Annotated in this window: 21 protein-coding genes; 11 read left to right on the forward strand and 10 right to left on the reverse strand. The window is 62.7% G+C overall.

Annotation, left to right across the window (positions count from 1 at the left end):
* The first annotated feature begins 20 nt into the window (after positions 1–20).
* From HMPREF3138_RS07140 to HMPREF3138_RS07155, 4 genes are read left to right on the forward strand one after another with little or no spacing between them, the layout of a single operon-like run.
* Positions 21–2,555, forward strand: coding sequence for a fimbria/pilus outer membrane usher protein (locus HMPREF3138_RS07140; RefSeq protein WP_070558896.1), 2,535 nt, complete (start codon positions 21–23; stop codon positions 2,553–2,555).
* Between the two features lie 28 nt (positions 2,556–2,583).
* Complete coding sequence (locus HMPREF3138_RS07145; RefSeq protein ID WP_038871990.1) at positions 2,584–3,924, forward strand: fimbrial protein; 1,341 nt, start codon at positions 2,584–2,586, stop codon at positions 3,922–3,924.
* The gene (locus HMPREF3138_RS07150; RefSeq protein WP_246828712.1) at positions 3,924–4,676 is read left to right on the forward strand and encodes a fimbrial biogenesis chaperone; all 753 of its coding nucleotides are present in this window, start codon (positions 3,924–3,926) and stop codon (positions 4,674–4,676) included. Before HMPREF3138_RS07145 ends, HMPREF3138_RS07150 begins: the two co-directional genes overlap by 1 nt.
* A 44-nt stretch (positions 4,677–4,720) precedes the next feature.
* Positions 4,721–5,587, forward strand: coding sequence for a hypothetical protein (locus tag HMPREF3138_RS07155; RefSeq protein WP_038871987.1), 867 nt, complete (start codon positions 4,721–4,723; stop codon positions 5,585–5,587).
* Between the two features lie 6 nt (positions 5,588–5,593).
* On the opposite strand, the gene HMPREF3138_RS07160 is transcribed toward HMPREF3138_RS07155, so the two are convergent.
* From HMPREF3138_RS07160 to ebgR, 7 genes are all read right to left on the reverse strand, one after another.
* Positions 5,594–6,187 (reverse strand): ATP-dependent Clp protease proteolytic subunit, encoded by a 594-nt coding sequence (locus tag HMPREF3138_RS07160; protein WP_038871984.1) that lies wholly within the window; start codon positions 6,185–6,187, stop codon positions 5,594–5,596.
* Positions 6,188–6,231: 44 nt separating this feature from the next.
* Positions 6,232–6,558, reverse strand: coding sequence for an SRPBCC family protein (locus HMPREF3138_RS07165; RefSeq protein WP_038871982.1), 327 nt, complete (start codon positions 6,556–6,558; stop codon positions 6,232–6,234).
* The gene (locus HMPREF3138_RS07170) at positions 6,555–6,869 is read right to left on the reverse strand and encodes an ArsR/SmtB family transcription factor (protein ID WP_038871980.1); all 315 of its coding nucleotides are present in this window, start codon (positions 6,867–6,869) and stop codon (positions 6,555–6,557) included. Before HMPREF3138_RS07170 ends, HMPREF3138_RS07165 begins: the two co-directional genes overlap by 4 nt.
* Positions 6,870–6,973: 104 nt before the next feature.
* Entirely contained in the window at positions 6,974–8,476 is a 1,503-nt protein-coding gene (locus tag HMPREF3138_RS07175) for an amino acid permease (RefSeq protein ID WP_038871978.1), read from the reverse strand.
* A 58-nt stretch (positions 8,477–8,534) separates the two neighbouring features.
* Complete coding sequence (locus tag HMPREF3138_RS07180; protein ID WP_038871976.1) at positions 8,535–8,987, reverse strand: beta-galactosidase subunit beta; 453 nt, start codon at positions 8,985–8,987, stop codon at positions 8,535–8,537.
* Entirely contained in the window at positions 8,984–12,073 is a 3,090-nt protein-coding gene (ebgA, locus tag HMPREF3138_RS07185; protein WP_038871974.1) for a beta-galactosidase subunit alpha, read from the reverse strand. Before ebgA ends, HMPREF3138_RS07180 begins: the two co-directional genes overlap by 4 nt.
* 170 nt (positions 12,074–12,243) lie before the next feature.
* Positions 12,244–13,224: a transcriptional regulator EbgR gene (gene ebgR / locus HMPREF3138_RS07190; protein WP_038871971.1), complete on the reverse strand. Its 981-nt coding sequence runs from the start codon at positions 13,222–13,224 to the stop codon at positions 12,244–12,246.
* Between the two features lie 336 nt (positions 13,225–13,560).
* Here ebgR and ygjJ point away from each other — a divergent pair, with 336 nt between their 5' ends.
* Together ygjJ and ygjK are read left to right on the forward strand one after the other, a co-directional pair.
* The gene (gene ygjJ, locus HMPREF3138_RS07195) at positions 13,561–14,631 is read left to right on the forward strand and encodes a protein YgjJ (RefSeq protein WP_050572083.1); all 1,071 of its coding nucleotides are present in this window, start codon (positions 13,561–13,563) and stop codon (positions 14,629–14,631) included.
* A 17-nt stretch (positions 14,632–14,648) separates the two neighbouring features.
* A complete protein-coding gene (ygjK, locus tag HMPREF3138_RS07200; RefSeq protein ID WP_038871967.1) occupies positions 14,649–17,024 on the forward strand; it encodes an alpha-glucosidase in 2,376 nt (791 codons plus the stop codon).
* A gap of 43 nt (positions 17,025–17,067) precedes the next feature.
* On the opposite strand, the gene HMPREF3138_RS07205 is transcribed toward ygjK, so the two are convergent.
* Complete coding sequence (locus HMPREF3138_RS07205; RefSeq protein WP_015377548.1) at positions 17,068–17,493, reverse strand: universal stress protein; 426 nt, start codon at positions 17,491–17,493, stop codon at positions 17,068–17,070.
* 148 nt (positions 17,494–17,641) lie between these two features.
* Positions 17,642–18,160, reverse strand: a complete 519-nt coding sequence (locus HMPREF3138_RS07210; RefSeq protein ID WP_038872110.1) for a hypothetical protein — start codon at positions 18,158–18,160, stop codon at positions 17,642–17,644.
* 236 nt (positions 18,161–18,396) lie between these two features.
* Here HMPREF3138_RS07210 and metQ point away from each other — a divergent pair, with 236 nt between their 5' ends.
* From metQ to lhgO, 5 genes are all read left to right on the forward strand, one after another.
* Positions 18,397–19,212, forward strand: a complete 816-nt coding sequence (metQ, locus tag HMPREF3138_RS07215) for a methionine ABC transporter substrate-binding lipoprotein MetQ (protein ID WP_038872107.1) — start codon at positions 18,397–18,399, stop codon at positions 19,210–19,212.
* 187 nt (positions 19,213–19,399) lie between these two features.
* On the forward strand, positions 19,400–20,434 hold the full coding sequence (locus HMPREF3138_RS07220) for a TAXI family TRAP transporter solute-binding subunit (protein WP_038872103.1): 1,035 nt from the start codon (positions 19,400–19,402) through the stop codon (positions 20,432–20,434).
* 13 nt (positions 20,435–20,447) lie between these two features.
* Positions 20,448–22,403, forward strand: a complete 1,956-nt coding sequence (locus HMPREF3138_RS07225) for a TRAP transporter permease (RefSeq protein WP_038872100.1) — start codon at positions 20,448–20,450, stop codon at positions 22,401–22,403.
* Positions 22,400–23,119: a FadR/GntR family transcriptional regulator gene (locus HMPREF3138_RS07230; RefSeq protein ID WP_038872097.1), complete on the forward strand. Its 720-nt coding sequence runs from the start codon at positions 22,400–22,402 to the stop codon at positions 23,117–23,119. Before HMPREF3138_RS07225 ends, HMPREF3138_RS07230 begins: the two co-directional genes overlap by 4 nt.
* Positions 23,119–24,309, forward strand: a complete 1,191-nt coding sequence (lhgO, locus tag HMPREF3138_RS07235) for an L-2-hydroxyglutarate oxidase (RefSeq protein ID WP_038872094.1) — start codon at positions 23,119–23,121, stop codon at positions 24,307–24,309. The genes HMPREF3138_RS07230 and lhgO overlap by 1 nt, the downstream gene beginning before the upstream one ends.
* A gap of 29 nt (positions 24,310–24,338) precedes the next feature.
* On the opposite strand, the gene HMPREF3138_RS07240 is transcribed toward lhgO, so the two are convergent.
* Positions 24,339–25,103, reverse strand: a complete 765-nt coding sequence (locus tag HMPREF3138_RS07240) for an SDR family oxidoreductase (protein WP_038872091.1) — start codon at positions 25,101–25,103, stop codon at positions 24,339–24,341.
* Positions 25,104–25,221: the final 118 nt, after the last annotated feature.

Genomic DNA, 25,221 nt, shown 5'->3' on the forward strand with positions numbered 1-25,221 from the left:
AACCAGACAGGGAGGTTTTCATGTTCGATGTCCGCAAGGCGACGCCGCTGCCCGCGCGCTGGTGTTGCGCGCTGCTGGCGCTGCCGCTGGGCTGCGCCGCCGCCGACGGCTATACCTTCGATCCCGCGCTGCTGCGCGGCAGCGTGCTGAGCAACAGCGCACTGAGCCAGTTCAACCAACAGGACGCCGTTGCCCCCGGCAGCTATCAGATCGATCTGTACCTCAACGGCCAGTTTCTCGAGCGCGACCAAATTCGCTTCGTGCGCGCAGGCAAGCAGGTGTTGCCCTGTTTCGATCGGCCGCAGCTGACGCGCTTCGGGCTGAAAAATCCGCCGGCGGCCGCCGAAGCAGAATGCCTGCTGCCCGGTCGGGATCTCAAGGACATTGCGGTGAACGCGGACATTTCGCGGCTGCGGCTGGATCTCAGCATTCCGCAGGCGCTGTTGAACGGCCAGCCGCGCGGCAGCGTCAATCCCGCCAGCCTGGACAGCGGAGAAACGATGGCCTTCGTCAATTACAACCTCAACCAGTACCACGTCAGTTACCGACAGGGGCAAACCCGCGATCTCGACTCGACCTACGCCAACCTGAACGGCGGGTTCAACCTCGGGCTATGGCGCTACCGCCAGCAGTCCAGCTACCGCTACGATCGCGAGTTCGGCGGCCACCTGGACACCAGCCGCCGCTACGTACAGCGTGCGATCTTGCCCTGGCGCAGCGAAATGCTGTTGGGCGAAGGCTTTACCGACGGGCACTTCTTCTCCGGCCTGGGCTTTCGCGGCATTCAGCTCAGTTCGGACGACCGCATGCTGCCGGATTCGCAGCGCGGCTATGCGCCGGTGGTACGCGGCGTGGCGAAAAGCAACGCGCGCGTGACGGTGCTGCAGGGCAAAAGCACGCTGTATGAAACCACCGTCGCGCCGGGGCCGTTCGCCATCAACGATCTGTACGCCACCAACTACGCCGGCGATCTCACCGTGGTGGTGACGGAAGCCGACGGCAGCGTCAGCACCTTCACCGTGCCGTTCGCTGCGGTGCCGGAATCCATCCGCCCCGGCCAGTCGCGCTACTCCGCGATCGTCGGCCGTTCCCGCTACGTCGGCGACAACGATCTGTTCAGCGAAGTGACCTGGCAGCACGGCCTGACCAACGCCCTGACCTTCAACCTCGGCAACCAGCTGGCGGACGGCTACCAGGCGATGATGCTGGGCGGGGTATACAGCAGCTGGCTGGGCGCCTTCGGCATCGACACCACCTATTCCCACGCCAGCCTGCCGGACGGCGGCGCCTCCGGCTGGATGCTGCACCTCTCTTACAGCCGAACCTTCAGCCCGACGGACACCACCTTATCCATCGCCGGCTACCGCTACTCCACCGAAGGCTTTCGCGATCTCAGCGACGTGCTCGGCGTACGGCGCGCCGCCACTACCGGCCAAAACTGGCAGTCCGACTCCTACCGCCAGCGTTCGCGCTTCGAGGTCGCCGTCAATCAGGGGATGGGGGCGTTCGGCAGCCTGACGATGTCCGGCTCGACTCAGGACTACCGCGATCAGCGCGGCCGCGACAATCAGCTCCAGCTGGGCTGGGGGAAAACCTTCGGCAACGGCGTGGCGCTTAACCTCTCCGTCACCCGCACCCGCAGCCTGGGCTACAGCAACGGCGACTACCGCGGCTACGGGCCGTTGGATAACGTCTACAGCGCGCCGCTGGCGCAAAACGCGCAGACCGTCACCGCCCTGTCGCTGAGCTTCCCGCTCGGCCGTTCGTCATCCGCCCCCAGCGTCTCGCTGTTGGCCAACCACAGCCAGGGACAGGGCGGCAACTATCAGGCTGCGCTGTCGGGCAGCGTCGGCGACGAACAGCCGGTCAGCTACGGCCTGAACTTCACCACCGACGACGATCGCCAACAAAGCATCTGGGGCGGCAACCTGCAAACCCGTCTGCCTTACGCCAACGTCACCGGCTCATTCTCCACCGCGCGCCAGTACCGACAAGGCTCCCTGTCGTTGCAGGGGGCGGTGGTGGCTCACCGCGGCGGCGTAACATTAGGGCCGTATGTCGGCGACACCTTCGCCCTGATTGAGGCGCCCGGCGCCAGCGGCGCACGGGTGATGGACGGCCAGGGCGCGCGCGTCGATCGCTTCGGCTACGCCCTGGCGCCGTCGCTGGTGCCCTATCACTACAACACCGTCGCGCTGAACCCCGAGGGCATGAACGACAAAGCGGAACTGGAAGACGGCCAGCGGCGCGTCGCTCCTTATGCCGGTGCCACGGTGCGCCTGCACTTCAACACCGTGCGCGGCCAGGCGCTGCTGATCACCGCGCAGCGGCCCGATAACGCACCGATCCCGATGGGCGCCAACGTCCTTGACGCGGCAGGCAACAGCGTGGGCATGGTCGGCCAGGCCAATCAGGTGTATCTGCGCAGCGATAAGCGTACCGGGGAACTGACGCTGAACTGGGGCGACGCCCCCGGCCAGCAGTGCACGCTGCATTACCGCCTGTCTGCCGGGGAAGACGGCCCGATTCAACGGCTCAGCGCCCCGTGCCGCTAGCCCGTTAAACTTATTTTCAGGAGAGACGATGAAACGCATTTTTTACCCGATCGCCGCCCTGGCGCTGCTCGCCCTGTCGCTGTTCGGCGCGCCCACCGCGCTGGCGCAATGCACCCGGGTCGCCCCCTGGATCGATTCCGGTTGCGATCCCTGCGGGGTGGGCACGGCGCTGGGCAGGGTTAACCTGACCAGCACTTACCTACAGCCCGTCGGCACGCCGCTCGGCGCCAGCGTGTTCGACCTCACCTCCGGCACGCGCTATCCGGATCCCAACAAGGTGCTGTATGAATGCGACGCCGGCGATGCGGGGCAGATCTATGAAGTCTTCGCCACCAACGGCGACGATCGCGTCGGCGGCTATTACGATCTGGGCGCCCAGGACGGCAACCCCAACTACTACGCCACCTACTTCCCCTACGTCGGCATCCGCCTGACCCATCTGGATTCCGGCAAGGTTTTTACCCGCTACTGGCAGTCGGCGCCGATTACCCGCTACGCCACCGTCGGCAGCAAAATTCAGATTCGGGTGAAAGACTTCAGCGCCATCCGTGCCGATCTGATCCGCATCAGCTCGCTGCCGGGCGCGGGCGCCAGCAACTACTGTGGCTACAGCGCCGGCAACCCGCTGGTGGGCATGGCCTCGACCACCGGCAATTCGAACTATACCTGCACGCAGCCGAACGGCTATGTCACCTTTCAGGGGCCCGGCATCGCCTCGGATCCTATCGGCAGCGACTCCGCCACCAACTACGCCACCTGGGGCACCGGGCGCTGGAACGCGATGGGCATGGGCACCGCACCGATCTCCTCCTTGACCTATACCGCCACCTGCGTGGCGCGCAACGTCACGCCGCTGGTGATCCTGCCGACCATTTCCGTCAGCCAGTTGACCGCCGGGCAAACCTCACAGGCGCAGTTCACCATCAATATCGAATGCGACAACGCCGCCGTGTCCGGCGTCAGCAGCAACAATACCGCCCTCGGCCTGCAGGTGCCGTATGAAAGCTATGTCGCGGCGCAGCAGCTCGGGCTGGTCAGCGCCAACGGCGGCGTGAGCTACCTACTCTCCGGCGGCTACGGCACCGACAGCAGCGTCGCCACCGGCGTGGGCATCGCACTCGCCAACGCCGGCAACGGCGCGCCGATGAACTTCGTCGGCTGGGCGCGCTGCAGCGCCGGGCAATGCCCGCAGGGCAACGACGCCGGCTGGTACCCGGTGCTCAACGGCGCCAGCGGCGGCGGCAGCACTGCGGCGGGGTTTACCCACTACACCACCCAGCTCACCGCCACGCTCGCCCGGCTGCCCGGGCAAACCGTCACCGCCGGCAAAGTGGACGCCAGGGCCTACGTCTGGGTTAAGGTGCAATAATGATGAGAAAGAAATATCTGACGATGGGATGCGCCTTGTTGCTGGCGCTGGCGGCCATGGGGGCGCAGGCAGGCATCATCGCCTCCGCCACCCGGATGATTTTCCGCGAGGGCGACACGGAAAAAACCCTGATGCTGCTCAACACCAACGGCTACCCGATCGTGGCGCAAACCTGGGTTGATAACGGCGACGTCAACGCCGCCCCCGAACTGTCGCACGCGCCGTTTGTTACCCTGCCCAGCGTGTTCGCTCTGCCGCCTTCGGCGCTGAAAGGGCTGCGGATCCTGTTTGCCGGCGCGAACCTGCCCACCGACAGGGAATCGGTGTTTTGGCTTAACCTGTATGAGATCCCACCCAGCCAGCCGATCACGCCGCCGCTGGCGTCGCGCGTGACGCTGGCGATGAACACGCAGATGAAAATCTTCTACCGCCCCAAAGCGCTGCCGGGGAATGCCGAAAACGCAGCCAAGGCCGTCTCGTTCAGGCTGCAAAAAAAGCCGGGCGGCTATCTGCTGCGCTGTCACAACCGGTCGGCGTTTTATCTCTCCTTCGCCCGCATCGCCGTGAAAACCGACAGGCGCGATTACCCGGTACGGCAAGAAAGCGACATGATGACCGCACCGTTCAGCATGCGGGATTATCACCTCGACGGCGTTACGGCGCCGACACTCCCTTCACAGATCACCGTTCAGGCCACCCTCATCAACGACCAGGGCCAGCAGATCGTCAAGTCATACACAGCAAACCCATAACGATAAAAAGCAGCACATTTTTTAAGTACAGGAAATAGGGAAAAATGAGTCTAAGCAGATTCCAGCTACAGTTTCACCTGGAGAAACAGGCCAACAACATCAGGCAGTCACCGGCATTTCACACCGCCATCGTCAAACACGGGGAATTGTTGAAAGAGACCTACAAGAAGCATCCGCTGTTTTACAAAATCATTTTCAGGAACAGCCGGTTCATCATTTGTTCCACCATCCTGTCCATTTACTACCACCAGCCCACCGCCGGGCTGAAAGACATCAAAGCCTTTTTTAAAGGAAAGAACATGATCAGCGAGAACTCCCTGGACTCCTTTCTGTTCTTTTTGCGGGTCGGCCGCCGGCTGGAGGTCAAACCCTGCGAACATGACAAGCGCCAACTGCGCTATAAGCCTACGCCGCACGCGCTGGCGGAAACCCAGGCGTTGATCGCCTCCATGGCGCGGCCCTATCAGGCGCTGGCGCCACAGATGCCCATCGCGACGCTGCTGGCGGCGCCCGACTTTCTGCCCACCTTTTTCGCCGCCTACGGGCAGCTGATGCTCAAGGAGATCTACCTGATCGATCTGGTGCAGCAATCCGGGCTGTTTATCAGCAAGGACGCCGGCCACATGGTGCTGCTGATGCTGCATATCGAAAGCATCCGGCAGAACTCCCCGTTTCTGCTGCTCTCCTCGGCGAAAATCGCCAAGTCATGCTCCGTCTCACGCGCGCACGTCAATCGCATTCTGCAGGCGGCGGAAAAATCGGGCCTGCTGACCACCACCAATAACGTGGTGATCGAACTCAACAGCTCGTTCTTTATCATGGCAGAGCGCTATTTCAGCCTCTATTTCGCGATGGTCGAATTCGGGCTTGAACGGGTTTGGCACACGCCGCAGGCCGCCGAGCCCCGCTGAGCCATTTTACCGCTCCCGCAGCACCTTATCGATCAGCCCCCAGGCCGCCGCTTCGTCGGCGGTCATAAAGCGATCGCGATCCAGCGCCAGCTCCACCGCTTCATCGCTCAGGCCGCAATGTTGGGCGTACAGCCGAATCACTCGCTCTTTGGTGCGCTTCATCTCTTCGGCGTGGATCAAGATGTCGGAGGCCTGCCCCTGAAAGCCGCCCAGCGGCTGGTGCACGTGCAGGCTGGCGTTGGGCAGCGCCATGCGGTGCCCCGGTTCGCCGGCCATCAGCAGGAACGAGCCCATCGAACGCGCGGTGCCCATGCACAGCGTATGCACCGGCGCACGGATGTACTGCATGGTGTCGTAAATCGCCAGCCCGCTGGTGATCGCCCCGCCCGGCGAGTTGATATACAGGTGGATCGGTTTTTCCGGGTTTTCCGCCTCCAGAAACAGCAGCTGGGCGCACAGCATTTCAGCCACGTCGTCATTGACTTCGCCGTTGAGGAACACGATCCGATCGCGCAGCAGGCGCGAATAAATATCAAAGGAACGTTCTCCCCGGCTGGTCTGTTCCACCACCATCGGGACGAGCATCATCTTCTCACGCATCGGTGAACTCCTGGGTTGGCAATAAGGGAAGTGTGTTTAACGCGTCAGGCGGCGCACATCATCGTCGTCGGGCCGTCGTTGGCGGCGTCAAGCTGGTGAATAATCCGCAGCAGGCTGCCACCGCCGGCATCCGGCACAATCTGCAGCGTCACCACGCTTTCGAGGAACGGCGGTTGGTCGTCACGCAGACGGTAGCTCACCGCCTCGCCCGGCGTGGTGGCCAGCGGCTCGGCCTGCGCCAGGTCGCCCGTCGGCAGCCACTGCTCGCGCAGCTCGGGAATGCTGAGCGCCCGCCACACTTTTTCCGGCGGCGCATCGAGCGAATATTCCAACACCAGCCGATCGTGCGGCGGTTCAGCCCGTTTGTTCATTGATCCATGTCCTTCAGTAAGGTTTGCAGCGCGTCGATGCGCGCCGGCCACCAGGCGCGGTACTTCGCCAGCCACTGGGCGATCTGCGCCAGCCCGTCCGGGTCGACCTGATAGTTGACGCAGCGCCCCTGCTTCGCCTCACGCACCAGCCCGGCATTGCGCAGCACCGCCAGGTGTTGCGACATTGCCGACTGGCTGATGGGCAGCCCATCGCGCAACGCGCTGGCGTTCATGCTGCCGGCGGCGAGTTTGTCGAAGATGGTGCGGCGGGTCGGATCGGCCAACGCTTTGAAGATGTCATTTTCGTTCATATAAACACATTAGTATTCACTTATGCATTATGCAAACGCCGGGGCAGGAATTTTTTCCGCGAAGCGAGACTCCGCGCCGGAGCGCGGAGCCGATAGAGGAGAGATTACAGCGGCTTATTGCAAGCGGGCGTGGTCAGCGCGGGTTGCCCGGCCGGCGCCCCTTCCTGCGCTTCCAGCGCGAGACGCGCCAGCGGCATGTCTTCGTGGTAGCGCGCCTCGGCGTTCAGGGTCTTCGAGTAGCGGTTGTACTTCCACCAGGCGTATCCCAGGAACACCACCAACCCGCCGACGTTATAGAACACGATGGTCATGATGCTGGCGCCGGTCGGGAACGTCGAGGCGAAGAAACCGACGGTGAAGATGGCGATCAGCACGCTGACGATGGCGATGCCCTGCAGGCGCGAGCCCATTTTGAAATCGCGCGCCACCCGGTCGTACTTCAGCCGCAAATTCAGGTAGGCCAACATGATGAACAGCGGCGGCAGCATCGAGGCGGCGGCGGTCATGTTGATCAGCGTGTTCATCAAGTCCTGCACGCTGCTGGAACCCAGCGTTGGGATCAGCATCAGCGGGATGACGATGAAGAACTGGATCCAGGCCGCGCGTGTCGGCACGCCGTGCCGGTTCAGACGAATGGTTTTCTCGCCGAAAATGCCCTTCGGGATCTCGGTGAAGAAAATCTTCACCGGCGCCGCCGTCCACATCAACAGCGAGCCGAACATGGCGGTGAAGGAAACAATGCCGACAAAGCGGTTCATCAGCATCGTCGGCAGGCCGAAGTGCGCCGACAGCCCTTCGAACACCTGTACCGTACCGCCGGTAAAGTGCAGATCGGTGCGGTGCACGAAGACGTTGATCAGCAGCGATGACACCGAATACAGCACGCCGATGAACAGCCCGGAAACGATGATCACCTTCACGAAGGCGCGGCTGCCGCCTTTCACATCGTTCACGTACACCGCCACGGACTCCGCCCCGCCCGCCGCCTGGAAGATCCAGGCGGTAATGCCGAGGAACGCCCAGTTGAAGTTCGGCGTCATCGCCTGCACGTTGATCGGGTCGGCCGGCTCGATGCCGCCCAGCACCGCCGCGCCCGCCAGAACGATGTAGGAAAACGTCAGCAGCAGCATCAGCGACGAGGTCACCGAGGTCATCGGCCCCAGCAGTTTTGCGCCGCTGTTGGAGATGTAGGTCGAGAAGGCGAACAGGAAGATGCTGATGATCGCCGTGGTCAGCGGGGTAAACACATAGTCATAGCCCAGGAACGCGTAAGAAGCGTAGGCAATGACGCGCGGCAGCAGCGCGGTGAAAAAGAACAGGTTTACGAACCAATAGGTGTAGGCGGTGATAAACGCCCAGCGCCCGCCGAGCGCGCTTTTCACCCAGGCATAAACGCCGGCCTCGGAGTTGCGGTTGAGCGAGACGAATTCGGCGATGATCAGGCAAAAGGGAATGAAGTAAATGATCGTCGCCACCAGGAATACCGGCGACGAGGCGACTCCGAGCTGAATATTGTTGTTAATCACGTTGTTGAAACTGAACACTGCCGCAAACGTCATCGACAGCAGGCCAAACTTGCCGATGGTGTTTCTGTTCGACGCAGCCATAGAGATTCTCCGAATGGTGTAGGGGACTTCGGTTTGTTGTTATCGATCGGCGAGCGCGCTATTTATTGACGAAATAGCTGTCTTCCACCGTCACTTTTAAAATGACTTTTTTTACCTTGCCGCTTTCTGCGAAGCGGTGAGCCTGGTGGTTTTCGAAGATCACCACGTTGCCTTTTCCGACCCGGTGCCTCTCGCCTTCGCCGCTGAAAAACTCGCGGTCGGTTTCGTCCTGATAGGGCGCCACCGTCGTCAGCGCCCGTTTATCGGCAACCTCGACGGTCTCTTCCCCGTCGAGGTAATAGTGCACGTCGAAGTAACGGCGGTTGCCCTCCAGCCAGCCGTGCCGGCGGCCGGCGCCGAGGCTCAGCCGATACGTCAGCGAGTCGCCGATCGAATGGCACACGTTTGGGCTGATGCGATCGACATTGGCGATCGCCTCCATGCAGCGCAGCCACTTCTTGCCGCTGTGATAAATGCGCTGGAACTCCGCCAGGGATTCGAGAATGATCATGCGTTTTCCTCCGCAGACTGCGGGTGATGGTGAGCGGGCGCGAAGTCATAACCGGCGAGCGCGGCGCCCTGCGTTTGCCGCCCGTCGAACGGCACCAGCGTGAAGCCGTAGCTGAACGGCGCCAGATAGACCCGGTGGGTATCCAGCACTTCGGAACCCCAGGAGTTGGAGCCGAGGCCGAGGATCTGGTCGTCCAGGTTCAGCGTCAGGCAGTCGCTCGGTTCCAGCTCGTTGATGTGTTGGGCCTGGTGCAGCATCTCGGCGCTGTAAGGCCACAGGCTGAAATTGATCGGCCGCCGCGGCTGGATGAAGATCCCCTTGCCCGCCGCGTCCTGCAGGCTCAGCCAGCGCACGTCCTGCCGGTTGCCGTTGTCCTGCGGGAACGGATAGTGTTCGAACAGCGCGTCGGCGCGCTGCCGGTAGTGGCCGATGAGGTTGGCCCGGCAGCTGTCGCGGTAGTTCTCGCCCGGCCCGCGGCCGTAGTATTCCACCTGTTCGAAACGTCGGCTGATGCCGAAATCGAGACCGATTTTCGGGATAATCTGCCGGAAATCGCCGTAAGGCTCACCGGACAGATCCAGGCTGACGTAGCCCTGCGCGGAGATGCGCCAGCGGTAGGTGCAGCGCATGCCGAAGTCGAACACCGGCGGCGCGATCAGGCTGTGCACCTCGAGCAGCAGATCTTCGCCCTGCCATTGCCGGCTGAGGCGGCGGAAATGCTGCTGCATGATGGGGAAATGTTGCGGCAGCCAAATCCCCTCATATTCCTGTTTATGGTTATCGATCACCGGTTTGAAGAAGGTGATGCGCGGCGCGCGCCCCACCACGTCTTCACCGTCTACCCGCCACGACAGCAGTTCGCCGCTCAGCAGCGAGAATGCCAGCTGGAAACGGCCGCCGCTGACGATCAGCTGATGATGTTCCTCGCGGCATTGCAGCGCCGGCGCATCGGCCAGCGGTGGAGCCGGCAGCCGCGTCGCCGCCTGGCGCAGATGCTGATAATGCCCCAGCCGCTGGCCGCTCTCGCTGTAGCGGGTGGCGCTGTCCTTATGCACCGCCACGTCGACCAGCGTTTCCCCCTGCCCCAGCGCCAACACCGGCAGATGCATGTCTTCGCTCTCGCCCGGCTGCAGATGCGGCAGCTTGAATTCGTAACTTGCCACCTGGCGGCCGTCGGTCTTGACGCTGACCTTCAACGTGATGTCCGCCAGCGAGCTGAACCAATAGCGGTTTTTCACCCGCAGCACGTCACCCGCGCCCTCTTCCGCCGTCACCTCCACCGGGCACAGCACCTGCTGGTATTCCCGCAGGCCGGGGCCCGGTCGCTGGTCCGGATAGATCAGGCCGTCCATGCAGAAGTTGTAGTTGTTCGGGTAGTCGCCGTAATCGCCGCCGTACTGGTAGCGCTCGCGCCCCTGCTCGTCGTGGCTCAGCAGCCCGTGATCGCACCACTCCCAGATGTAGTGCCCCTGCAAACTGGCGTGACGGTTGAACACCGACTGGTATTCGAACAGCCCGCCGGGGCCATTGCCCATCGCGTGGGCGTACTCGCACAGGATGCGCGGTTTGGAGTGCGGGTATTCGCCGAAGGCGTTCATCATCGCCACGCGGGAATACATGGTGCTGATCACGTCGGTCACTTCGGCGTCGCGATCTTCTTCATAGTGGATCAGACGGGTCGGATCGAGCGCCTTGCAGCGCCGGGCCATGGCGCGAATGTTGCAGCCGTAGCCGGACTCGTTGCCCAGCGACCAGATGATGATCGACGGGTGGTTTTTCTGCGCCGCCACGTGGCGCTCGATGCGCTCGACGTAGGCCTGTTCCCAACGAGGATCGTCGGTGATGCGGCTCAGATCGCCGACGTTGGCGAAGCCGTGGCTTTCCAAATCGGTCTCCGCCATCACGAACAGGCCATAGAGATCGCACAGCTCGTAAAAGCGCGGATCGTTGGGGTAATGGGCGGTGCGCACCGAGTTGATGTTGTGCTGCTTCATCAGCACGATGTCGCGCTCTACCCGCGCCATATCGACGGCGCGCCCTTTGCGGTGATCGTGATCGTGGCGGTTGACGCCGTGCAGTTTGAGGTAGCGCCCGTTGACGTACATCAGCCCGTCGCGCACCGCGATCTCGCGGAAACCCACCCGCTGCGGCACCACGCCCAGCAGGTTGCCGGCGCCGTCATACAGGCTGAGCAGCAGTTGATACAGATAGGGATTTTCCGCATTCCACTGCTGCGGGCAGCTGACCGGCAGTTCGAAACGGCAGCTCAGCACCTGCTCGATGCGCAGATCGTCGCGCCACTGCTCCGCCACGCAGCGATCGCCGTCGAACAGCTGCGCCTGCAGGCGGCAGCCCTCGGCGGCCTGCGATCCGAGATGATGCAGTTCGGCATCGATCGCCAACTGTGCGTCGCAGTAGCGTTCATCGAAGGTGGTGACCAGCGTCAGGTCGTGAAGGTGAGTGGCGCTCTGGCCGATCAGATAGACGTCGCGGAAGATGCCGGCCATCCACCACATGTCCTGATCTTCGATGTAGGTGGAATCGGCCCACTGCATCACCCGCACCGCCAGCAGGTTCTCGCCCTGCCGCACATAGGGGCTGATGTCGAACTCGGCGCACAGCCGGCTGCCCTTGCTGAAGCCGACATAGTCGCCGTTGACGTACACCTCGAAGTAGGTTTCCACGCCGTCGAATTTGATCAGCACCTGCTGATCTTGCCAGCCGGCGTCGAGCGTAAAGTGGCGCTGATAGGCGCCGGTGGGGTTGTTGGTCGGCACGTAAGGCACGTCGATCGGGAACGGGAAGCCCTCGTCGGTGTACTGCAGGTGGCCGTGCCCTTCCAGCTGCCACATGCCCGGCACCGCCATATCGCCCCAATCGTTCATCGGCTCCCGATAAAACGCCGCCGGCACCTGCGCCGGGTGCTCGAAGAAGCGAAAACGCCAGCGGCCGCTCAGCAGCTGGAAGCGCCGGCTGGCGTTGCGATCGAAGCTCAGCGCATGCTCGGCGTCCGCGTAGCTGAAGAAGCTCGCGCGCGGCGCCAACCGGTGCTCCGACTGTTTATCAATGTTTTCCCAATTATTCACGTCACGTCTCCCGACACCTGTGCAATGCGGAAACGATAGTAAATATTTAGTAAAAACTACAGTTGATATTTACCAAATGACGACGGGATCACAATAAATCTCAAATGCCTTTTTTTATCATGACGTTAATTTGGGGCGCCAACGCGACGCCCCGCCGAGGCGGGGGCCGGTCATGCGACGGTGGTGTCGCGCAGCTGCAGCGAGCTGGGAACGAAGATCGACAGCGGGACGGCGCGCTCATCGCGCAGGCGCTCCGCCAGCAGGTTGACGGCCTGTGCGCCCATGGTTTCCGAAGGGATGCGCACCGTGGACAAGGCGGGGAAAATAAAGCGGGCGGTGGGAATATCGTTGACGCTGATCAGCGCGATCTGCCCCGGCACCTGAATGCCGTGTTCGTGCAGCGCGCGCAGCACACCGATCGCGATCGAATCGGTCGCCACCAGCAGCGCCGGCGGATAGCCATTCTTGCTCTGCAACATCGCTTTGGCGCACTGGTAGCCCGACTGGCTGCTGAAATCACCGTGGTAAATATCCTGCGCTCGCACCACGTTTTGCTGCCGGCCATACTCGACGAACGCCTGCTCGCGCTGGTCGATACCGGCCGGATCGTCGCGCCCGCCGATAAAGCCGATGCGCTGATAGCCGCGGCCGATGAAGTAGTCGATCACCTTGCGGCTGATCTTGTACAGGTCGACATTGACGCAGTCGAACCGCTCATCCTCCACCACGCCGTCGACGAATACGACCGGCGTTTCCTGCTGCCTGAGCTGCTCATACAGCGCGGGCTGTGGCCGGCCGATCACCAGCAGGCCGTCGGCCGCCGGCAGCGCCTTGTCGCCGTTGAAGTCATAACCGGCGCTCAGCGCCACGCCCAGCTTTTCGCACTGCGTTTCGATGCCGTAGCGCATCGCCAGGTAATAGGGATCGTTGATCTCCACGCCCTGCGTATAGGTGAACAGCGCGGCGAAATGCAGGCGTTGCCCGCTTTGCCGTTTGGAAGGCGCGACCTTGTATTCGAGGCGCTCCGCCGCTTCCAGGATCTTCTGGCGGGTTTGCGCCTTCACGCTCAGGGTGGGGTCGTCATTCAACACGCGCGAAACGGTGGCGACGGACACATTAGCGGCTTCAGCAATTTCCTTCAGTGTGGCCATAGAGTCCCAATGCACAGACGAAAAACAGTAGCTTAATCGGATAGCGCCGCGGCGTACAGCGCCGCCCGCCTCCTCTCCTTCCCAGACCGGGCCAGCGCACGCTCATGCCAGCCGTTGCCGGGCGTCTGCAGCGAAAGATACCCATTTCGCCCGCTGTGATCAAGTTAACGCTTTACTGATTTAAGTGTATTTTTTACTAAATATTTTACTAATATACCTGCCGTTTACCGCCCCATGAGGGCGGACTTTTTCTCTTCTCCCAGGGATCCGGGAGCGACCTCGCGTGAGCCGCCGCTCGGCTGACGTTCCGATCCATCCAACACCAGGCTATGCCCCATGAAATCACTAAGCCATCACGCCCTGTTGCCCTTGTTGCTGCTCGTTAATGCGCCCGCCTGGGCGGCGCAGGAACCGGTGGCCCCGGCGGAGCGCAATCAGCTGCCACCGCCGCCGCTACCCGATAGCACCGCGACCGCCCTGCGTTTTTACGGCGAGCTCGGCATCGGCGGCAGCGTCTATTTGAACGGCGAACATCAGCATCAATACAGCGACGGCACCTATATCGAAGGTGGCCTGGAGATCAAACGGGGCCACTGGTTCGGCCTGATTTACGGTGAAGGCTGGACCGTGCAGGCGGACAGCCAGGGCCACGCCTGGACGCCGGACCACAGCTGGGGCGGCTTCGAGGGTGGGTTGAACCGCTTTTACGGCGGTTACCGCACCGACGACGGCACCGAGATGATGCTCAGCGTGCGCAACGATTCGTCGCTCGACGATTTGCAGTGGTGGGGCGACTTCACGCCGGAGTATGGCTACGTGATCCCCAACACCCGCGATCTCAGCTACGCTGCCAAGCTGCAAAACCTGACCGGGCGCTTTCGCTACAGCGTGACGGCGGCCCCGGAAAGCCGCATCGACGAGAGCAAGGCGCTGCTGCACTTCGGTAAATACGACCGCTATTCCGACAAGTATACCTACCGGGCGATGGCCAATGGCTACACCCAGTACGACCTGCAGGAGAATCTGACGCTGCTGACCGGCCTGGAAGTGACCGACGGGCTGGGGCAGCTGTTTCTGCTGGGGCTGCGCGGCAAACACCTGGCCGGCCGCGTCTGGCACCACACCGGCAAAGGCGACAGCGGCGGCCATCCCGGCAGCGAATCGGGCCTGATGCTCAGCGCGATGACGGAAACCGCCAAAGGGCTGTATCTCTCCACCGCCTACAGCTACGCCCGCCACCGGTTTGATCGCGCGGCGGACACCGCCACCTCATACGCCCAGTTTGGCGTCTGGTACGAATACGCCGGCGGCAAACTGGCCACCGCGCTGGACAGCAAATTCTTCATGCGCAACGACAGCACCGGTGCCAGCAACTCGGTGTTTCTGATGCAATATTTCTATTGGTAACCGTTGAGGCTCCTACGATGAACATGACTCCCCTGCCCCCGCTGGCCACTGCCCTCATCCTCGCATGGGCGCTGACGGGCTGTGTGCCGAAAACGCCCGACGCCGACGCCCCGTTGGCCGAGCGCTATAAAAACGTCATCGACCGCCGCGGCGCGCCGCACTTTATGCTCGATTACGATTTCGACGATCACCAGCGCTTCAATCCGTTCTTCGATCTCGGCGCCTGGCACGGCCACCTGTTGCCGAGCGGGCCGGAAGGCATGGGCGGTTTCCCCGGCCCGGCGCTGCTGACCGAAGAGTACATCAACTTTATGGCCAACAATTTCGATCGGCTCAGCGTCTATCGAGACGGTAAACCGGTGCATTTCACCATGACGGCCTACAGCCTGCCCGGCGCCCTGGTGCAGCGGCTCAGCGCGCCGGGCGTGACCGTCAACCTGACGCTGCACTTCGCCGCCGCGCGCACCTCGCTGCTGGAAACCCAAATCCTGACCGACACGCCGCTGGAGCTGGTGTGGGACGGTGAATTGCTGGAGCGCTACGCGGCCAAAGAGCAAAAACCGCAGCCGCCGGCGACCCTCGAGCAGGCGTTTCCGGACTACACGCGCCGCATTGTGCCGACGGCTGACGGCCTGCGCGTCACCTTCGGCAAGGTGCGCGCGCCGTCGCAGCTGATGACCTCGGGCCAGTCCGAGTATCAGATCCACAAATCGCTGCCGCAGCGCACCACGGTCGACGGCCACCGCTTCCGCGCCACGGCGCGCATCGCCGGTTCCACCACCCTGTACACCACCTACTCGCACCTGCTCACCGCCGAAGAGGCACAGCGCGAACAGCTCGCTATCGCCGATATCCTCGCTCACCCGCAGCGCTATATGGCCGCGTCGGCCCAGCGCTGGGAAGGCTATCTCGCCACTGGGCTCAGCAACCCGCACGCCACGCCGGAACAAACCCGCGTGGCGGTCAAAGCGATGGAAACGCTGAACGGCAACTGGCGCGGCGCAGCCGGGGCGATGAAGTTCGACTCGGTCACCCCGTCGGTGACCGGGCGCTGGTTCTCCGGCAACCAAACCTGGCCGTGGGACACCTGGAAACAGGCCTACGCCATGGCGCACTTCAACCCGGACGTGGCCAAGGACAACATTCGCGCAGTGTTCGCCTTCCAGATCCGACCGGGCGACGCCCTGCGCCCGTGGGACGCCGGTTTTCTGCCCGACCTTATCGCCTACAACCCCAGCCCGGAGCGCGGCGGCGACGGCGGCAACTGGAACGAGCGCAACACCAAGCCGAGCCTGGCGGCCTGGGCGGTGATGGAGGTGTATCGCGTCACCGGCGATAAGGGCTGGCTGGCGGAGATGTACCCGAAGCTGGTGGCCTACCATGACTGGTGGCTGCGCAACCGCGATCACAACGGCAACGGCGTGCCGGAATACGGCGCCACCCGCGACAAAGCGCACAATACCCCCGACGGGCGCATGTTGTTTACCGTCAAACGCGGGCAGCGCGAGCAAACGCTGGCCGGCCTCGACAATTACGATCGCATCGTGCGCGAGGGGCAGTACGACAGCATCGAGATCCCGGCGCAGACCGCCGCCTCCTGGGAGTCGGGCCGCGACGATGCGGCGGTATTCGGCTTTATCGATCCGGATCAATTGGCGCGCTACGTGGCGCAGGGCGGCAAACGCGAAGACTGGCAGGTGAAATTCGCCGAAAACCGCGCGCCGGACGGTACGCTGCTCGGCTACTCGCTGCTGCAGGAGTCGGTGGATCAGGCCAGCTATATGTACAGCGACAACCGCTATCTGGCAGAGATGGCCGATATTCTGGGCCGCGGCGCCGAGGCCGCCGCCTTTCGCGCCAAAGCCGACCGGCTGGCGGCCTACATCAACACCTGCATGTTCGACAAGCAGAGCGGTTTCTTCTATGACATCCGCATCGAAAGCCGGCCGTTGGCCAACGGCTGCGCCGGCAAACCGATCGTCGAACGCGGCAAAGGGCCGGAAGGCTGGTCGCCGCTGTTCAACGGCGCCGCCAGCCAGCCGCACGCCGATGCGGTGGTCAGGGTGATGAAGGATCCGCGCGAGTTCAATACCTACGTGCCGCTCGGCACCGCGGCGCTGACCAATCCGGCGTTCGGCGCCGACATCTACTGGCGCGGCCGCGTGTGGGTCGATCAGCTGTATTTCGGCCTCAAGGGCATGGAGCGCTACGGCTATCGCGACGATGCGGTGGCGATGGCGCAGGCCTTCTTCCGCCACGCCGACGGCCTGGTCGCTGACGGGCCGATCCGCGAGAACTACAACCCGCTCACCGGCAAGCAGCAAGGCGCGCCGAACTTCTCCTGGAGCGCGGCGCACCTGTACATGCTGTATAACGACTTCTTCACGCAATAAGCCGCAGCGGCCACCGCCATCGTTGCCCGGCGGTGGCCCGCGTTTATGAGCGGATCGGGATCACCAGCACGTCGATATTCAGCTGGTTGATGGCATTGCGGGTGGAAGAAAACAGGTTGCTCCACAGATCGTGGTGATGGCCGAACACCAGCAGATCGATGTTCTTATCCACGACTGCCGTACGCAGTTCATCGACGAAGCCGCCGCGCCCGATAATCACTTCCGCGATCGGGTAATTGACGTTTTGCGTGGTGGGCTCCAGCTCTTTGCGGATCTTCTCTTCGAACGGCACGCCGTCATAGCTGCGCTCCGAAAAGCCGATCGCCGCGTGGTAGGTGTCGTAGTGAACGTCCACATAGATCAGCGAGAGTTTGGCCTGCAGCGCCTCCGCCAGCAGCGCCCCCTTTTCAACCAGCCGTTTGCCGTCATCGCTTAGATCGGTGGCAATGACAATATGGTGGTAACACATAGCGCCTCCTGTCATGGACTCGGTAGAGCCGAGGCTCCGATATCACGCCGGGGTCATATCGTTATGGTTAATTTTAGTTCAGAAATGGCGCGTATGACGGGTGGCGAAACGGTGGGAAAGCCCCGTTGCCGGGGCTGAAGGCAAAAAATTACCTCTCGCGCTGCGCCTCAAACCAGACGTTGCACAGCGACAGGATCAGCGTGTTGGCGTCTTTCACCAGCACGTTATCGCCGGGCACCCCATCGGTGCCCTGATCGGTGATGCCTTTGATGGCGGTATCCGCGTGCTGAATGGCCACGCGTTCGACCGACGGCGTGCTGATGCCCAGCATCGGGAAATCGATGTAGGAGCTGCTGCCGGAATTGTCCTCGACAAACTCCTGCGCTTCTACGGTGCTGACGGTGGCCCCTTCGCTTTTCAGCGCCGTGCCGTTCCAGCTGAACGCATCCGCTTTGTAGCTGATTTTGCCGCCGATCAGGCTCTGCGCCTGCTGTTGATCCCAGCAGCCGGTGGTCTGGGTCGGCACAATTTTACTGACGCGCCAGTTGCCCAGCAGCTGTTTGGGGATCGGCCCGGTATCGCTCTCCGCCGCCCGAACCTGAGTCGCCGAGACGCAGGCCAACACCACCAGCGGCAGCAGCGCCTTGCTCCAAGTGTTCAATCGCATTGTCTTTTCCTTCGTTTCAGTACCCAGTCTGCCCTCGCGGGCCAACGGCTATCATAATAAGCCCGCCGATTCGCCGTCAAAACAATCCGCACCGCGCCAGGCGGCGGCCGCTCATAGCTAATCGCTATGAGTCATAGTGAATCAGTATTTTGTTTTAGCCCAGCGATTACCTACAGTCACTGCCACTATTCTGCCCGCCAAAATTAGCAGGCAATGTTGACAAGGACCCTGGGAAAATGACATTTACGCTGAAAAACCTCACCCTGGCGCTGGCCGCCGCCGGCACGCTGCTGCTGACCGCCTGTGGCCCGACGGCACAGGACGATCACCACATCAAGGTCGGCATCAGCGCCGGTATCGATCAGTCGCTGTGGGCGGTGGTGCAAAAGGTTGCCAAGCAGAAATACGATCTGGACGTGGAGGTGGTGACCTTCAACGACTACGTGCTGCCGAACGAAGCGCTGAACAACGGCGATCTGGACGTCAACGCCTTCCAGCACAAGCCGTATCTGGACAAGCAGATGCAGGAGCGCGGCTACAAGCTGGCGGCGGTGGGCAACACCTTCGTCTACCCGATCGCCGGCTATTCGAAGAAGATAACCGCACTCAGCCAGCTGCCGGACGGCGCGCAGGTGGCGGTGCCGAACGATCCGACCAACCTGGGCCGCTCGCTGCTGCTGTTGCAAAAACAGGGGCTGATCACCCTGAAAGAGGGCGTCGGCCTGCTGCCGACCGCGCTGGACATCGTCGGCAACCCGAAAAAGCTGAAGATCGTCGAGATTGAAGCGCCGCAGCTGCCGCGCGCGCTGGACGATCAGAAAGTGACGCTGGCGATCATCAACACCAACTATTCCAGCCAGATTGGCCTGTCGCCGGCCAAGGACGGGCTGTTTGTCGAAGACAAAAACTCGCCGTACGTCAACATCTTCGCCAGCCGCATCGACAACAAAGACAGCGAGAAAGTGAAGGATCTGGTCAAGGCCTATCAGACCGACGAAGTGGCGGCCAGCGCCGCCGACCTCTACAAGGGCGACGCCGTCAAAGGCTGGTAACCTTCCCCCGCATGCCCGTGGCGCCCGGCCACGGGTTTTTCATTTCTGCCCCCCGCCGCACCGTTCAATTTTCGCCCACTCAGATCACAAATCAAGCACTGCGTTTTAGGTGAATAAAGCTGCCATGTTGTATACAAGTTTGCGTAAATGTTTTCTATTTGTTTCAAAAAAACCGCTGGGGAAAATAATGAAAAATAGAAAAATCAAAACGTTGCTTGTTACCTGCGCCGTGGCCGGCGCCGCGTTGCTGGCCATCGCCGGCAAAGCGGAAAACGCCGATAAAACCTTCCTCTCCGTCGCCACCGCCTCCACCGGCGGTACCTACTATCCGATGGGCGTCGGGCTGGCCAACGTCTGGAGCAACCGGCTGAAGCACCAGGGGATACAGGTCACCGGCCAATCCTCCGCCGGCTCGATCGAGAATATCGACCTGCTGCAAAAAGACGAGGCGCAGTTGGCGATTTTGCAAAGCCTGATCGCCGTCGAAGCCTATCAGGGCGTGCGTAACTTCGACGGCCGCGCCTACGGCGATCTGCGCTCCATCTCCATGCTGTGGCCCAACGTCGAACACTTCGTGATGCTGGAAAGCCGGGTGAAAGACGGCACGCTGAACGATATCGCCGGCACGTGCTTTTCCGTCGGGCCGCAGGCCAGCGGCACCGAACAGTCGACGATGATCATCCTGCAGGGCGTCAACCTGACCAAGAAGTCGCTGTCGGCGGAATACCTCGGCTACGGCGACACGGTTTCCGCGATGCGCGACGGGCGCCTGGACGGCGGCGCCCTGCCCGCCGGGGTGCCGGCCGCCGCCGTCACCGATATGTATGCCAGCGGCGTGCCGGCACGCATCCTGGAAGTCACCGACGAACAGCTGGCCAGCATCAACGCCATCGCCAACTCCTGGTTCCGCTTCGACATCAAGGCGGAGACCTACCCGCGCCAGCCCAAGGCGGTCGCCACCATCGCACAGCCCAATATTCTGGTGGCCCTCAGCCGGCTCGATGAAAAGCTGGTGTACGACCTGACCAAAACGATGTTCGAGAACCTGCCGGAAGTGCACCAGGTACACAGCTCGGCCAAATACATCTCGCTGGAAAATGCGCTGAAAGGCGTTTCCGTGCCGCTGCACCTCGGCGCCTATCGCTACTACCGCGAAGCCGGCGTCGAGATACCCGATTATCTGATCCCGCCGGAAGCCGCCGCGCTGACCGCCAACCCCTAATCCAGGAGGACGTATGAGCACTCACTCTTCTTCACCGCAGCCCGCCGTCGATCTGGACAAAGAAGCCGGCGCCGGCAACCGGCCGCTGAGCGGCGTCTATTTGCAGCTGGCAACCGTCCTCGCGATCGCCATCTCCGCCTATGCCATCTACGCCAACGCGCTGTCCAACACGCAGGAGTTCTACCGCAACACCACTTTCCTGAGCGGCATTCTGATCCTGGGCTTTATCCTGTTCCCCTTCTCGGCCCGGTATGCCACCCGCAGCTTCAACCGCTGGGACTATCTGTTCATCATCCTGACGCTGGTCAGCTACGGCTATTTCTACGTTAACTACCTCGATCTGCACGTGGTGCGCAAGAGCATCCCCAACGCCACCGACTATGTGATGGCGGCGATCGGTATCGGCGTGCTGTTCGAAGCCGCGCGGCGCACCACCGGCTATTTCATCCCCGGCCTGGCGAGCTTCGCCATTCTCTATGCGCTGTTCGGGCAATACTTCATGGGCATCTTCGGCCACGGGGGCTTCTCGGTAGAACGCCTGCTGTATCGGCTGTTCATGACCGGCGAGGGGATTTTCGGCATCACCCTGTCCACCGCCTCCACGGCCATCGTGGTGTTTATTCTGTTCGGCGCCTTTCTCAGCGTCAGCGGCGCAACCGCGCTGTTCAACGATCTGGCGCTGGCCGCCGCCGGACGCCGCCGCGGCGGCCCGGCCCAGGTGGCGGTGATCTCGTCGGCACTGACCGGCTCGTTGAGCGGCAGCGCGGTGGCCAATGTCGCCACCACCGGCACCTTCACCATTCCGCTGATGAAAAGCATCGGGCTGTCGTCCCGCTTCGCCGGCGCCGTGGAAGCCACCGCCTCCACCGGCGGCATGATCATGCCCCCCATCATGGGCGCGGCGGCGTTTATCATGGCCGGCTTCCTCGGCATCTCGTACACCACCATCGTCATCGCCGCCATCGTGCCGGCGCTGCTCTATTACGCCGCGCTGATCATGGCTATCGATCTGGAAGCCAAGAAACAGGGCCTGAAAGGCATCAACAAGGAGAACATCCCTCAGGTGCGCGCGGTGCTGAAGGCGCGCGGGCTGCTGCTGCTCCCGCTCGTCATCGTCATCGGCACGCTGCTGCTGGGCAAAACGCCGATCTATGCCGGCTTCCTCGGCATCATTGCCATCATCGTCGCCAGCTGGCTCACCCCCGACAGTTCGGTGCGCATGACGCCGAAAAAAATCGCATTGGCCCTGAACGACGCGGCGCGCGGCTCGATTCAGGTCACCATCGCCTGCGCCGCCATCGGCGTGATCATCTGCGTGGTGACCATGACCGGCATCGGCTCGACGCTGGCGTTCAACATCGTCGCCATGACCGACAACACCCTGTGGATGATCCTGCTGGTGGTGATGCTGGTGTGCATCGTGCTCAGCATGGGGCTGCCTTCCACCGCGCTCTACATCGTGGTGGCGGTCACCGTGTCGCCGATCCTGATCAAGGCCGGCGTGCTGCCGCTGGCGGCGCACTTCTTCGTGTTCTGGTTCGGCGCACTGTCCAACATCACGCCGCCGGTGGCGCTGGCCAGCTACACCGCCGCCAGCATCGCCCGTGCCGATCCGATGCAAACCTCGTGGGATGCGGTGCGTCTGGCGCTGCCGGGCTTTATCATTCCGTTCATTCTGGTCTACAACCCGATGCTGCTGATGCAGGGTGACGATCTCAATCCGCTGTCGGTGCTGCATATGGTGATCAGCGCGCTGGTGGGGATCTACGCGCTGTCGATCGCCAGCGCCAATTTCTGGCTGATGAAAACCCACTGGCTGGAGCGGGTGCTGTTTACCGCGGCGGCGATTTTGCTGATCAAACCGGGCCTGATGACCGATCTGGGCGGTGCGGCCCTGATCGCCGGCGCCGCCGCCATGCACCTGCTGCGCTATAAGCAGCGAGCCGCGCTGCCGGGTGGCGCGTCATGATCCGCAAGGTCACGCGCCAGAAAGCCTCTCATCAAGTGCTGGCGCAGCTGAAAGCCGGCATCAGCGACGGCACCTTTCCGGTCGGCGAGAAGCTGCCATCGGAAAATGTGTTGGCGGACGCGTTCGGCGTCAGCCGGGTGCCGGTGCGCGAGGCGCTCGGCGTGCTGGAGGTCAGCGGCATCATCTCCTCACGCCAGGGCGGCGGCCATCGGGTGGAACAGCATTCGCTGCTGAGCAAATACGAACCGCTGGTGATGGAGGTAGCCGACCGCCGCGAGGTGGAAGCGCTGCTGGAAATGCGCGAGGTCATGGAGCAGCAGGCGGCGCGCATGGCCGCCGAGCGCCGTACCGAACAGGAATTGCAGGCGATCGAACAGGCGCACCTCGCCTTTCGTCACTGTACGCTGAACGACGGCCAGATCGGCTATCGGCAGGACTACCTGTTCCACCGCGCCATCATGCAGGCTTCGCATAACCCCTTTTTCGTGCAGATCCTCGATAACATGCACGAGCTGTATCTGGGGGTGCTGGTGTACTCGCTCAGCAAAAACCTAGGGCGGCAGGCCGAGCGCCAGCGGGTGATCGACGAACATGAGCGGGTGTTTATCGCCATTCGCGACGGCGATGCGGCGGCGGCCACCGCCGCCATGCAAAATCATTTGAACAACGTGCGCGGCAAATTACGCCGCCTGGAAAACGAGGAGCAAGAGCCGTGATGTACGACGCGATCGTTATCGGTGCCGGCCTGGTGGGGCTCGGCGTGGTGAATGCGCTGCAGGAAGCGGATCCGCAGCGGCGCATTCTGATCCTGGAAAAAGAGCGCGGCCCGGCGGCGCACCAAAGCGGCCACAACAGCAACGTGGTGCATTCCGGCATTTACTACACGCCCGGCAGCCTGAAAGCGCAGTTGGCAAAACAGGGAAACCGCAGCATGTTCGCCTTCTGCCGCGAACACGACCTGTATCACGACCAATGCGGCAAGGTGATTGTCGCCACCCAGCTAAACGAACTGGATCGGCTGGAGAACATCTATCAGCGCGGGCTGCAAAACGGCCTGCAGGTCACCCGGCTGTCACAGGCGCAGCTGCGGGAGCGCGAACCGCACGTCAATGGCCTTGAAGCGCTGCTGGTGCCCGACGCCGGCATCGTCAACTACGCGGAGGTGGCCGCCAAGCTGGCGGAGATCATTGTGCGGCGCGGCGGCGAGATCGCCTACGGCCATCAGGTTGAGGCCATCCGCGAGCACGCCGGCGGCGTCACCGTCACCGCCGCCGGCGACACCTTCGAAGGGCGAGTGCTGGTCAACTGCGCGGGGCTGTTCAGCGATCGCATCGCCAAACTGGCCGGTTACGAAACCGGCATGAAGATCGTGCCGTTCCGCGGTGAATACTATGTGTTGGACGACGCGAAAAACCACCTGGTCAACCATCTGATCTACCCGGTGCCCAACCCGGATTTCCCTTTCCTCGGCGTGCACTTTACCCGCATGTATAACGGCAAACGCGACGTCGGCCCCAATGCGGTGCTGGCCTTCAAACGCGAAGGCTACCGCAAATGCGACTTCAGCCTGCGCGATCTGAGCGAGGTGCTCGGCTATCGCGGCTTTTGGAAAATCGCCGGCAACTACCTCGGCGAAGGGCTGGCGGAAATGCGCCGTTCGCTGTCGCGCCGCCGCTTTGCCGAGAACGCCCGTCGGCTGATCCCGGCGCTGCAGGAGCAGGATATTCGGCCCGGCCCGGCCGGCGTGCGCGCTCAGGCGCTGACCGCCGACGGCAAGCTGGTGGACGACTTCCATTTCGTGCAGGGGAAACGCTCGCTGCACGTGTGCAATGCCCCTTCTCCGGCGGCGACTGCCTCGCTGGAGATCGGCCGCGAGATCGTGCGCCGCCACCTGTCCGCTTTCTGACGCCCGCTGAGGCCACGGCGCCCGTGGCCTCAGCCGCGCTGGATGGAAACGCCGCCGTCCACCAGCATTGCGGTGCCGGTGACGAACGAGGAAGCGTCAGACGCCAAATACAGCGCCGCCTGCGCGATCTCCTCCGGCATCGCCAATCGCTTCAGCGCGTGCAGCTGGGCCACCTGCGCCAATGCTTCCGGGGTATTGCTCATCTGCCGCCCCATCGCCGTATCGGTGCCCCCCGGCAGCAGCGCGTTCACCCGAATGCCGTGTCCGCCAAACTCCACCGCCAGCGCCTGCGTCAGGCCGATCAGCCCCGATTTGCTGGCCGCATAGGCCGCCGTACCGGGAAACGCCGCGGTATGGCCGACGAACGTGGAGGTGAAGATCACCGACCCCGCGCCGCGCGCCTGCATGGCGGGAATTTGATATTTGGCGCTGTAGTAAGCGCTGGACAGGTTGGTTTCCAGCACATCGCGCCATTCTGACGCGCTGAGCGCCAGCGACGGCCCCAGCGGCCCCAACGTGCCGGCGTTGTTGAAGGCGATATCCAGCCCGCCGAATTCATCGACGGCCGTCGCCGTTAACCGTTCGGCGAAGGCTTCGTCGCGCACGTCGCCCGCCACCGCGAGCGCCCGGCCGCCCTCGCGCCGAATGTCCCCCACCAGTTCAGCCAGCAGCCGCTCGCGCCGGGCGCCCAACACCAGCGCCGCCCCCTGCCGGGCGAACAACAGCGCCGCCGCCCGCCCGATCCCCGAACTGGCGCCGCCGATCACCGCCACCTTGCCGTTCAATGCGTTCATCGCTCATCCTCACGCGGTTTAAAGATCCTCAGTGTGAAGCAAGATCCCGCGCCGCGCTGGCCGCAAACGGACATGTAACTGACGCCAATAAAAAAGGTTCATCGCGCTTTACCGGGGA

It is taken from the genome of Serratia sp. HMSC15F11 (assembly GCF_001808215.1).
GTDB classification, from domain to species: Bacteria; Pseudomonadota; Gammaproteobacteria; order Enterobacterales; family Enterobacteriaceae; genus Serratia; species Serratia nevei.